This is a genomic window from Acinetobacter sp. CFCC 10889 (genome assembly GCF_003268395.1).
Classification (GTDB): domain Bacteria; phylum Pseudomonadota; class Gammaproteobacteria; order Pseudomonadales; family Moraxellaceae; genus Acinetobacter.
Genome location: NZ_LQXQ01000079.1, coordinates 1 through 12,116, shown reverse-complemented (window position 1 = coordinate 12,116; position 12,116 = coordinate 1). Strand labels below are relative to the sequence as shown.

Annotated in this window: 10 protein-coding genes and 1 pseudogene; 4 read left to right on the top strand and 7 right to left on the bottom strand. The window is 41.2% G+C overall.

Annotated features, from left to right (window positions below; genetic code table 11):
- The 3 genes from AVJ19_RS19040 to AVJ19_RS19030 all read left to right on the top strand — a co-directional run.
- A partial coding sequence (locus AVJ19_RS19040) for a hypothetical protein (RefSeq protein WP_111861163.1) occupies positions 1–797 on the top strand: 797 nt, incomplete at its 5' end.
- 11 nt (positions 798–808) lie between these two features.
- Positions 809–1,342: a GTP-binding protein gene (locus tag AVJ19_RS19035; protein ID WP_111861162.1), complete on the top strand. Its 534-nt coding sequence runs from the start codon at positions 809–811 to the stop codon at positions 1,340–1,342.
- Between the two features lie 9 nt (positions 1,343–1,351).
- Complete coding sequence (locus AVJ19_RS19030) at positions 1,352–1,765, top strand: roadblock/LC7 domain-containing protein (RefSeq protein WP_111861161.1); 414 nt, start codon at positions 1,352–1,354, stop codon at positions 1,763–1,765.
- A 53-nt stretch (positions 1,766–1,818) separates the two neighbouring features.
- On the opposite strand, the gene AVJ19_RS19025 is transcribed toward AVJ19_RS19030, so the two are convergent.
- The 6 genes and pseudogenes from AVJ19_RS19025 to AVJ19_RS19000 all read right to left on the bottom strand — a co-directional run bounded on the left by AVJ19_RS19025 (position 1,819) and on the right by AVJ19_RS19000 (position 10,823).
- Positions 1,819–3,771 (bottom strand): acetyl-CoA carboxylase biotin carboxylase subunit, encoded by a 1,953-nt coding sequence (locus AVJ19_RS19025; RefSeq protein ID WP_111861160.1) that lies wholly within the window; start codon positions 3,769–3,771, stop codon positions 1,819–1,821.
- 278 nt (positions 3,772–4,049) lie between these two features.
- Positions 4,050–4,886 (bottom strand): enoyl-CoA hydratase/isomerase family protein, encoded by an 837-nt coding sequence (locus AVJ19_RS19020; RefSeq protein WP_111861159.1) that lies wholly within the window; start codon positions 4,884–4,886, stop codon positions 4,050–4,052.
- A gap of 29 nt (positions 4,887–4,915) precedes the next feature.
- Positions 4,916–6,072 (bottom strand): annotated as a pseudogene (locus AVJ19_RS19015) (acyl-CoA dehydrogenase family protein).
- 194 nt (positions 6,073–6,266) lie between these two features.
- Positions 6,267–7,880: an acyl-CoA carboxylase subunit beta gene (locus tag AVJ19_RS19010; protein ID WP_111861158.1), complete on the bottom strand. Its 1,614-nt coding sequence runs from the start codon at positions 7,878–7,880 to the stop codon at positions 6,267–6,269.
- Between the two features lie 55 nt (positions 7,881–7,935).
- Positions 7,936–8,820, bottom strand: a complete 885-nt coding sequence (locus AVJ19_RS19005; RefSeq protein ID WP_111861157.1) for an SDR family oxidoreductase — start codon at positions 8,818–8,820, stop codon at positions 7,936–7,938.
- A 215-nt stretch (positions 8,821–9,035) separates the two neighbouring features.
- Positions 9,036–10,823, bottom strand: a complete 1,788-nt coding sequence (locus AVJ19_RS19000) for an acyclic terpene utilization AtuA family protein (RefSeq protein ID WP_111861156.1) — start codon at positions 10,821–10,823, stop codon at positions 9,036–9,038.
- A gap of 166 nt (positions 10,824–10,989) precedes the next feature.
- Between AVJ19_RS19000 and AVJ19_RS18995 the strand changes: the two genes are divergently transcribed.
- Positions 10,990–11,589, top strand: a complete 600-nt coding sequence (locus tag AVJ19_RS18995; RefSeq protein WP_111861155.1) for a TetR/AcrR family transcriptional regulator — start codon at positions 10,990–10,992, stop codon at positions 11,587–11,589.
- A gap of 119 nt (positions 11,590–11,708) precedes the next feature.
- Here the strand turns inward: AVJ19_RS18995 and AVJ19_RS18990 are convergent.
- On the bottom strand, positions 11,709–12,116 hold a 408-nt coding region (locus tag AVJ19_RS18990), incomplete at its 5' end, for an IS30 family transposase (RefSeq protein WP_111861154.1).

Here is a 12,116-nt window from a genome sequence, read left to right as displayed (position 1 = left end):
CCATTTTTTCTAATCATTTAACCTATTTAAAAATTTCTAAAGATCAGCTTATACAAGGCACGATTGAGGACAACACCTTATCTCTACCTGTACAAGATACTGCTGTTTTTAAAAATTGGATTAAAAATCATGTTTTGGATCAATTCAACATTCAAATAGAAGCAGATCCTGATGCCGAAACTGATAATGTCTCTATACCTATATTACGTGACTTTCCACGTTTAAATGTACAATATATTGCAGACATTTATGATGATCTTCAAAGAAAGGTGCATGTTTTTGATCAGTTGGGTAGCTTAGCTGTTATTGATCATCATCAACACGTTGCTTGGATCAATCCCAAACGACTTCCACCTTATACTGATGGCTCTTTGCAATATGCATCAGCAAGTATTGAAAACTTTTCAGCCGTTTCACGTAAGCATCAAGTGAATTTGGAAAATTGGCTATTTGAATTGCTGTGGAATTCAACAGAATTATGTGTATTACCACATGCATCAGCACATTTTAAACTCAAGTTCTGGCCTCAGCCTACACATAAAGACCGTAAATTAATTTTGCAGCTTTCTGCCTGTTTTATACAAGGCGCAGAAGTACAACATGTGGCGAATAAATTAGGAATTGATGTACAAGTCGCTCAACGTTTTATCAATGCGAATCTTGCAATACGTAATGCAGAATTAATCAATGCTAAAGCATGTCAGTTTGATCAAAATACCAAAAATGAAAATCAGCAACAGGATGTGAGTGGTTTACGTAGCTTTTTTGGCAAATTAAAACGCCGTTTTGGTTTTTAGGATTATTACCTATGATTATTCAAAAATATAAAATCGTTTTTGCAGGTTCAATGGGGGCAGGAAAAACCGAGGCAATTAAGGCATTGTCGGAAATTCCTGTATTGGCAACGGAAGCTTATAACACCGATGAAGAACGCCATCAAAAGCTCAATACCACAGTTGGCATCGACTATGGTGAAATCACGCTAGAGGATGGTAATAAAATCGGACTGTACGGCACGCCTGGGCAAGGCCGTTTTGATTTTATGTGGGGTGTGATCTGCCAAGGAGCAATCGGCACCATTATTCTGATTGATCACAGTAATCCAAAGAGCCTTGAAGAGCTTCAATATTATGTTGATATTTTCAAAAAATATGATGAAAACATTGTGATTGGTATTAGCCATTTAGATGAAGATACCCAAACCTCAAGCCATCAATATCGTACTTGGCTGATCGAAAACAATTTGAATTATCCATTATTTTTTGTCGATGCTCGTCAAAAAGATGATGTATTAATGCTGCTTGAAACCATTATTACCACGTTAGAAATTAAATACTTATAGGGGAACCCAATGCTGAATATTGCTGAACAACGTAGTGCACCAGATGAGTTAATCAATTATACCAAGGCTCAAATTCATGATGTATTAATGAATGTCAAAGGAATTGATTTCATCATGGCATGCTCAACTGATGGTTTTGAATTATGCTCGGTGTATCGTAAAAACACTTACAATTCAAGCAAACTTGCAGCAGTCAGCAGCTCTATTTTAGCCATGGTCAGTGCTTTTTTAGGTGAGATTGAATTGGTTGGCTGCCAAAGTATTACCCTTGATGCTGAAAATGGTAAAGCCGTTTTAACAGCTGTTCCCGCAGCTAAGCATCCTATGGTGATCGTTACACTCACAGCTAAAGATATTTTATTAGGACAATTACTCTATAGCCTAAAAGCGGCAAGTAATAACATCACTCAACGTGATGTTTAGTTTAATAAAAAGCCATCTTTTCTAGATGGCTTTTTTATATGTAAATGATCAGTCTAAACCGATGCATTGGCTTGAATATTAAACACCAACTGACGTTTTTTTACCTGCTGTCCGACTTGTCCGATAATCTCCTCTACCACACCATCCACATCAGACTTAATCTGTTGCTGAATCTTCATCGCTTCTAAAATGAGTAATGTCTGACCTTTAGTTACCGTATCGCCAGTATTCACCAGAATATTGATAATTGCACCATCCATCGGCGCACGAATCTCACCATCCCCTGTCACATCAGAAGTTTCAGGTGGTGCGTAGGTTGCATTCTCAATCGTAATATTGCCATTCACCGCATCTAAAAACAGATTATTTCCATCTAAAACATAATCAATTGAACGGCGCACGCCATTTACATCGTAAACCAGTTTCTGTGCTGTTTGCTCAAGAATCTGTATCGTAGAGGTCTGCCCACAAATTTCCACTTCGACTTGATTTTGATCACGTTTCAAAGAAACCTGTAATTGCTGTTCATCATGCTTCAATTTTAAAGGTAGTGATAATGCAATCCCTGTATTCCAACTGCTTTGGCTTGAAGCATTGGTAAATAGAGCTGCGGCAATCGCTAAATGTTCTAAGCCCAAAGTCTGTTTATGTAGGCTGACGTCATCTTGGAAATGCTCTTGGATAAATGCTGTGTTGGTATCACCTTTGACAATAATTGGGTGTCTTAATAAATTGACCAAAAATTGCTTATTGCTGTTCACGCCTAACAACACACAATCATCCACTGCACGTGCCAATAAACGAATCGCATCCTGACGTGTCTTACCATAAGCAATGACCTTTGCCACCATCGGATCATAGAATGGGCTAATTTCATCCTCTGTTAATAAACCATGATCAATCCGTACATTTGGTAATTCTGCGGGTGACCAACGTTGTACTTGCCCAGTTTGTGGCAAGAAGTCTAAACGCGGATCTTCAGCATATAAACGCACTTCAATCGCATGACCTGTCAATGTCAACTCAAACTGCTGTAATGGCAAAGTTTCACCATTGGCGATTCGCAGTTGCCATTCAACCAAGTCTAAACCTGTAATTAACTCTGTCACAGGATGCTCTACTTGCAAACGTGTATTCATTTCCAAGAAGTAAAACTCACCTGAAGCATCCAATAAAAACTCGACTGTGCCTGCACCAACATAGTCACAAGAACGTGCAGCAGCCACAGCCGCTTCGCCCATTTGTTGACGTAAAGCATCTGTCATCACAGGACATGGGGCTTCTTCAACGACTTTTTGATGACGGCGTTGAATCGAACAATCACGTTCAAATAAATACGCATAATTACCATGCGTATCACCAAAGACTTGGATCTCCACATGACGCGGTGCAATTACGGCTTTTTCTAAAATCAGTTCGCCTGAACCAAAGGCATTTTCAGCCTCAGAACGTGCCGTTTTCAATGATTCGACAATATCGGCAGCGCTGTGTACCAAACGCATACCTCGTCCACCGCCACCCGCCGATGCTTTGACCATAAGCGGATAACCAATTTGATTGGCTTGTTGTTCTAAATGGGCAATATCTTGCTGATCGCCCTCATAGCCAGGCACACAGGGTACACCTGCCTGAATCATCGCAATTTTAGATAGACGTTTACTGCCCATCAATTCGATTGCAGGCGCAGGTGGTCCAATAAAAGTGATGCCATTTTCAGCACAGGCTGCGGCAAAATCAGTATTTTCTGAAAGAAAACCATAGCCAGGATGTACTGCATCAGCCCCTGTTTTTTTACAGGCTTCGATAATATTTTGAATCGACAAATAGGATTCTGAAACTTTGGATGCGCCGATATAGACGGCTTCATCTGCAACTTTTACATGGCGTGCATTGCGATCTGCATCGGAATATACAGCAACGGTTGCATAGCCCATTGCTTTTGCTGTTTTCATGACGCGAACAGCAATTTCACCACGATTCGCCACCAATACTTTTGAAAATGCCATTCTCGTTTTCCCTATTCTTAATTTTATACTTTGACAATATTTATTGAATAAACGTCTACAATAAGCTGAATTTGGAATAAATCATTAATTCACAATGGAAATTTCCTCTCCTGAGCAAGTTTTAAAGCACTGCTTTAAAATGAAGCGCAAGTGAAAGTTAGGGGAGATTTACTTATTCCCCCTCATCCTAACCTTCTCCCAAAGGGAGAAGGAACGTTCCAAACAAAGCTCCAATTGTGATAAATATTCAATTTTTGAGTTCTGAAAAATGCAATGACCTACTCACCACCAAACCAATTTGGATTGCGTTTTTGAATAAATGCCATCGTGCCTTCCATACCTTCTTCACCACCCACCGCATTGGCAAACTGTTGTGCAGCATCATCTAATAAACTATTCAACGGCTCATTTAAAGTCCGATGTAACAATGCTTTGGTGACACGAGAGGCTTGAGGTGCTGTACGCTTGATCTGTTGAATCGTTTCAGACAATAAAGCGTCTAAATCCTGTTGATTTTCGACCACTTCATGCACAACACCGACTTTCAATGCAGTTTGCCCATCAAATCGAGTACCCAATAAAGCCAAACGACGTGCTTGGGTTAAACCAATTCTTTTCACTACAAAGGGTGCAATTTGTGCAGGGATCACCCCTAAACCTGTTTCAGGTAAACCAAATTTTGCATCTGCAAGACTAATCGCAATATCTGAAACACATGCCAAACCAAAACCGCCACCGAGAACAGCCCCTTCAAGAATTGCCACCACGGTTTGTGGTGCTTGATCGACTTGCTGAATCATGTGTCCAAACTGTCGATTAAAATCGACATAAGGCTGATTTGAACCCGCAGCCGCAGCTTCGCCACGCAGTTGTGCCATATCTTTAATGTCACCGCCTGCGCAGAAATGCCCACCTTGACCACGCAGGATCACCGCACGAATCGACAAATCATTTTCAATCGCTTTAAACACCTGTTGAATGGCTTTAACCATATTCAAACTCATCGCATTGCGACTTTCAGGTCGATTCAGCCATAGGGTTAAAATACTGCCATCTTGTTCCAATTGAATACTGTCATCAAATTGTTGGGTGCTCAGAGAAGCTGAAAGTGTCATATTCATTCTCCCAATTTATTTACATTCAGTTACTTACGTTTTGATGGAAGAATGTCCATCAATTTACAAATAATGCCGAGCATGATTTCATCCGCACCACCGCCAATTGAGCCAAGACGACCATCACGATACAGTTGCGATGCAGGGTTATCCCACATAAAACCATTACCGCCCCAAAACTGTAAGCAACTGTCCGCAACTTCACGGGTCAAACGACCTGCTTTGAGTTTTGCCATGGATGCAATTTCAGTCGCATTGCCACCTTCCAAATGAATTTGACATGCACGATAGGTCAAGGCACGTAAAGCTTCCACTTCTGTCATCATTTCTGCAAAACGGAAATGTACATATTGATTATTAATTAAAGGCTGACCGAAGGTCGTACGTTCTTTTGTATATTCAATGGTCTGCTTAATCACATGCTCTAAACCACCAATCGCATTGGCAGCCGCCCACATGCGTTCCTCTTGGAACTGCATCATTGCATCATAAAGCCCATGCCTTCCGCACCCACGAGGTTGCGTTGTGGTACACGGACATTGTCAAAATACACTTGAGCGGTTGTGGTTGAACGCATGCCGAGTTTATTTAACGGTTCTGAAAAACTGATACCTGCTGCTTTTGCAGGGACAATAATCATGGATTTATTGACATGTGGTTTGTCATCAGAGGTATTAGCAAGTAAGCAGAAGAAATCCGCTTGCAGTGAATTGGTAATCCACATTTTGCTACCATTGATAATGTAATCATCACCGTCTTTTTTAGCCGTGGTTTTGATCGCTGCAACATCTGAACCCGCATGAACTTCTGAAACGGCAATTGACGCAACATATTCACCCGCAATCGCAGGGGTTAAGAATTCATCACGTAATTCTTTACTGCCAAAACGTGCCAATGCAGGTGTCGCCATATCGGTTTGCACACCAATCGCAAGCGGAACACCACCACAAGCTGCGCGACCTAATTCTTCTGCAACGACAAGGTTATAAGAATAATCTAAACCTAAGCCCCCATTTTCCTCAGGTTTACAAATGCCGAGTAAACCTAAATCTGACATTTTTTTAAATACATCGTGAATCGGAAAACGCCCCTCCGCTTCCCACGTTGGAATAAATGGATTGAGTTCAGTTTCAACAAACTGACGTGTGGTACGGCGTAATGCTTCATGCTCTGCGGTAAATTTCATTGCGTTGTCCTTTTTATTTCCTAATTTTTTCATTGTTTGTTGATATTTTTAATTTCCTAAACCTTCTTTTAAGAACCCCTCATCCCAACCTTCTCCCTAAGGGAGAAGGAGTTCCCTCTCCTGAGCAAAGTTTTAAAGCACTGCTTTAAAATGAAGCGCAAGTGAGGGTTAGGGAGAGGTGCTTTTATTAAAACCTATAACCTCGACACCCCAAATCGAATTGGATTCGGTTCACGATGTCTAGCTTCATAAATAGTTTCCAATAAGAAGATCAAAACTTTACGTGTATCTCGTGGGTCGATAATGCCATCATCATGCAACATGGCTGTGTTGAATAAAGCAGTAGATTGCTGTTCGAGTTTGGCTGCTGTACTTTGTTCTAAGAAATCCAACATTTGCTCATTCGGTTCCATTCCCGAAGCTTTTTGTTTTCCTTCCGCAACGATACGCAGAACCTTACCTGCTTGCGCTGAACCCATCACGGCGACATGCGAATTTGGCCATGCGAAAATAAATTGTGGTGATAATGGACGCCCACACATTGCATAGTTGCCTGCCCCATACGACCCTGCGACGACAATTGAAATTTTCGGCACTGTAGTATTGGCAACGGCTTGGATCAGCTTAGAACCATGTTTGATAATGCCGTTCTGTTCGGCATCTGTTCCCACCATAAAGCCTGTCGTATTGTGTAAGAACAATAATGGACGTTTGGTCTGTTCACACAAGTGAATAAATTGCGCAGCTTTGGTTGCACCTTGTGGCGTGATCGGGCCATTATTGGTAATAATCCCGATATGCAAGCCACCAATTTTCGCCCAACCACATACGGTTAAAGCGTCATATTCAGACTTCACCTCAAAAAATTCAGAATCATCGACAATACGTGCAATGACATCTTTCATATCAAAAGGTTGTTTGGGACTTGCAGGAATAATGCCTAGCAACTCTTCAGCAGAATAACGTGGTTCTTTATATTCAAGATTGAACTTTTTGGTCTGCTCTTTCCAATTTAAATGCTCAAAGACTTCACGTGCAATACGAATGCCATCGGCATCATTTTCAGCGAGAAATTCAGCTGTACCTGCCACTTGTGCATGCATTTCTGCACCACCCAATTCTTCTGCTGTTGCCACTTCACCTGTCGCAGCCAAAAGTAATGGAGGACCTGCCAAAAGCATTTCAGTTTGTTTGCGCACTGCGATCACATAGTCCGACAAGCCGGGTTGATAAGCACCACCTGCTGTTGCATTGCCATGTACCACAGACACTTGCGGTAAGCCTGCCGCAGACATACGTGCTTGATTGGCAAAAGTCATCCCACCTGCAGTAAAGACCTCTGCCGCATAATTTAAATTGGCTCCACCACTTTCGGTCAATGTCAGCATTGGTAATTTTTGTTCAAAGGCAATTTGCTGAATACGAAGCGTTTTCTGTACACCCATTGGCGACATGGTTCCACCTTTAATTGCACTATTACTTGCAGAAACTAAACAGCGGACACCACTGACAAAACCAATCCCTGAAATAATGCCACCACCTGCATCTGAGCCATCTTTATCATCATGCATGCCATAGCCCACCAAACCGCATAACTCCACGAATGGCGAATCAGCATCTAAAGCCAAACGAACACGTTCATGCGGTAGAATTTTGCCTTTCTTATCAAACTTTGGCTTTGCCGCATAAGACTTTTCAATGCTCTTATTTTGCACAGCACGAATTTCAGCAATCTGAGCAAGCAATGCTTCTTTATTCTGATTAAATTGCTCACTACCCACAGCAATTTCGGATTGGAGAATGCTCATTTCTTTTCGTCCCTTTTTTTTAATCCATATTTTTCATCTTGCATTTGAATCGCATTTAGTCCGCTTGATCCATCTGAGCTTTCAACACATCTGGAATAAAAGCGCGATGAAATCCATTAAAAGAAACACTATTGGTCGCATCGGCAAGTGGATACATACGTGTGCCTAGCGATGCAGCACCATCAATACGAATCGTCATTCCTGAAATAAAGCCCGCGGCTTCTGAAAGTAAATAGACAATCGCAGATGAAATTTCTGATTCCGTACCCATACGTTTGAGCGGAACATTACCTGCCAAACTTGGAATAATAAATTTGGCAAAATCCCCCGTGTAATTATCCATGCCTGAGGAAATAATCCATCCTGGTGCAACACAATTTACTCGAACACCTGAACGTCCCCATTCCACCGCAGCCGTTTTAGTCAGGTTATCCACACCTGAACGTGCTGCCCCTGAATGTCCCATGCCTGGCATTCCGCCCCACATATCGGCTGCCATATTGACGATGCTACCGCCATTTTTCGCCATCCACTGGTTATAGGCTTCTTTCATCAGGTAGAAAGTTGAATGTAAATTGTTGCGAACCACGGCATCAAAACCATTGGCTGAAATACTTTCCAAATTCGATGGAAATTGACCGCCTGCGTTATTCACTAAACCATCCAACTTGCCAAATTTTTCAATCACTTCGGCAATCATATCTTTGACTTGTTGTTCATCACGGTTATCACAGACGATAAAATGAACTTTGCCACCATCTTCTTGAATTTCTTTACTGACATTTTCAAGCTTTTCAATTTTGCGCCCTGTGATCACCACCTGTGCCCCCAAAGCTGACAACTCATGGGCGGTACAACGACCAATTCCTGAGCCACCACCTGTCACGATAATCACTTTGTCTTGAAAAGCATCTGGTCTAAATATTGAGTGATATTGCATTTTTTATTTCCAATTTGTGTTCTATAAATCCCCTCTCCTCTCAGGAGAGGGTTAGGGAGAGGTGCTTTTAAATTTGTGTTCTTTATTCCGAAATTTAAAGTTCCCTCCACCTTTGGGGGAGGGTTAGGGAGGGGGGAACTCGAACATGCTTTTCATAAATCCCCCTCATCCCCCGCCTTCTCCCTGAGCCATATATGGCGCAAGAGAAGGAGCTTTTATTTCACTAACCCTTTCGGCACTCTCACCTTCATATCCAACAACTGCTGTGCAAAAGCCTTCCCTTGTGGGTCAATACGTAAACTTGCAATTCCTCCACCGCCTAAGGCATTTTCGAGCATGAAATTCAGTGCATTAAAGCCTTCAATCTCATAGCGAATTACTTTGCTTGTTTCAGGATTCAACACATGTTGCATATACTTCGCGACATTTTCTTCCGTTAAATTGGCACGAATCCACGGCAAATATTCAGCCTTACGTGCAATCACACCGATATTGCTGTGATTGCCTTTATCACCGCTTCTCGCATGCGCAATATCAACCAAAGCCACTTCGACTTCATCCCCTGTAAATTGAGCGACTTCTCCCACTGAAAGCTGAGTAAATGATTGATCTGCTGAACCTTGAGGAATCTCAACATTTTGACGCTGACCATTGATGTCAATTTCAACATTCAACTTTGATTTATCAACAAGGAAAGAGAAAAGTTTAATCACAGGTGAAGCTTTTGGACGACCACCGACAATACCTGCCAATGCAGGCGCCATCCCTGTAGAAGCTTGCGCAATTTCAGAGGCAAAGAACATACACGCTTCTTTAAACATATGCTTCACTGCAATTTTCACCACAACTTCACGACTATCTAAATGTTTTGCATTTGCACCATAAGTACTTTCAATTCCAAGTATTTCAACTGATTTTTCTTGAAATGGCGGGACTGAACGCAGTGCTAAAACACGTTCGCATTTCGTTAAAATTGCATCGGCAATGACTTGGGCTTTTTCAGGTGCTTCACGTCCTGCAATCAAGAAACTGACCAAGACCCGATAACCATCAGGATAAGTCGCACTGACTTTGTATTGTTGTGTAGGCGCACGACCTTTTGCACCTGTCACCGAAACGCGATCTTCACCGACTTGTTCTAATTTAACTTGGCTAAAATCAGCAGTGACATCAGGCAGTAAATAGGCTTGCGGATTGCCAATTTCATAAACAATTTGTTCAGCGACTGTACCCACCGAAACCAAACCACCTGTACCATTCGGTTTAGTCACGATGAATGAAGCATCTGCTTTCACCTCGACAATAGGAAAGCCCATATTGTCAAAACCGTTAACCAAGCGCCAATCTGTGAAGTTTCCACCTGTACATTGCGCACCACATTCGATGATATGCCCTGTCAATGAACCTTGCGATAATTTATCGTAATCATCTAAAGCCCATTGATATTCATGTAGTAAAGGTGCAAGTACCACAGCGGAATCTACCACACGACCTGTAATCACAATATCTGCGCCTTGATCAAGCGCATCACGAATTGGCACTGCACCTAGATAAGCATTACAACTTGCTAAATGACTTGGTAAATCCTCGCCACTAAATATTTCTTTGATATTTTGATTTTTTAACTCAGCTTGGCTTGACATCAAATCATCGCCCAAAACCACAGCGACTTTTAGATCTAAACCTTGTGATTCAATGACTTTTTGTAAAGCATCACGACATGCCAATGGATTCACTCCACCCGCATTGCTGATCACTTTAATTTTCTTATCACTGATTTTTTTAAGTAATGGCGTCATCACACGGCTGACAAAATCGAGTGCATAACCATGTTCGGGATTGGTCATCATGGCTTTTGCCATAATTGACATTGTGATTTCAGACAGATAATCAAAAACCAAGTAATTAATGTCAGACAAATGTACGAGCTGAAACGCTGCGGTATTGGTGTCGCCCCAAAAGCCTGAAGCACACCCAATTTTGACTATACGCTGATCTTCCATTGTTATACCTCTTTCATCCCGAACTTATTTTCATTGTTGTGCATAAAATTTATACTTTAATCTACCAAGCAAGCGCTTGGTTTGTAAAGTGCAAAATGCTATGCTGAATTGGCAAATCTGTTAATTTTCATGTCAAATGATCTTCTACCAAGGATGACAACCCACGATGATTGCGACTTCGATCACTGAAATTGAACCTATTGCTTGTTTTGATGACAGCGCGCGTGGTCGTTTGTTATTGGGTGCTGCGTATTTATTTCATAAGCAAGGTTATGCCAAAACTACTGTGAGAGAACTCGCAAATTTTATTGGAATTCAATCAGGTAGCTTATTTCATCATTTCAAAAGTAAAGATGATATTTTGGCGAATGTGATGCATGAAACCATTATTTATAACCATGCACGTTTGCTCGATGCGATCAATCAAGGCAATCATCCTGAACAACAATTAAAAAATTTGATTAAAGCTGAATTGGTGTCGATCACAGGCGATACGGGTTCTGCGATGGCTGTTTTGGTTTATGAATGGTTTGCACTATCTACGGAACGTCAGGATGAATTACTCAAATTACGCAATGATTATGAAAATATTTGGCTCAATGTAATTGAAGAATTAAAAGTGTTGGGCAAAATTCAGCATGATACTTTTATTTGGCGTAGATTGCTTGGTGGTGCAATTGCATGGACAGTGACGTGGTATAGACCTGATGGCAAAATTTCTTTGGATGAGTTGACGGAAATAGTGTGGGAAATGGTGATGCGATAAAAGCTACTGACTAACTGAAATTTATTAGTATAAACAGCGTAATTTATGTTCTAATTTAAATAATATTGATAATTTAGTTTTGAAATTATGAGAATATGCGTTTTATTAATTAGGCGGATTCAACTAGCAAGTGCAACGGTATAAAACCCAGCCATTACTTCGCTAGGTGTTCGCCATCCTAAACTCTTTCTGGGACGATTGTTCAGAGCATCTTCAATCTCTTGAATTCGCTCTTGGCTAATATGTTCGAATGAAGATGATTTTGGCAAATATTGTCGGATTAAACCATTGGTATTTTCATTTCTTGCTCGCTGATTTGAGCAATATGCATCGGCAAAGTATGTATCAATACCTTGGTTTGTTAAGCGCTGATGCTCCGAAAACTCTTTACCATTATCGAATGTCACGCTATGAGCATGGCTCATTTTAAGCCGATCTATACAGTGACTAATCGTATTCGCAGAAACTCTTGTCGCTCCTAAATGAACAATATGCACATATAAACTCTTACGCTCTACGAGTGTTAG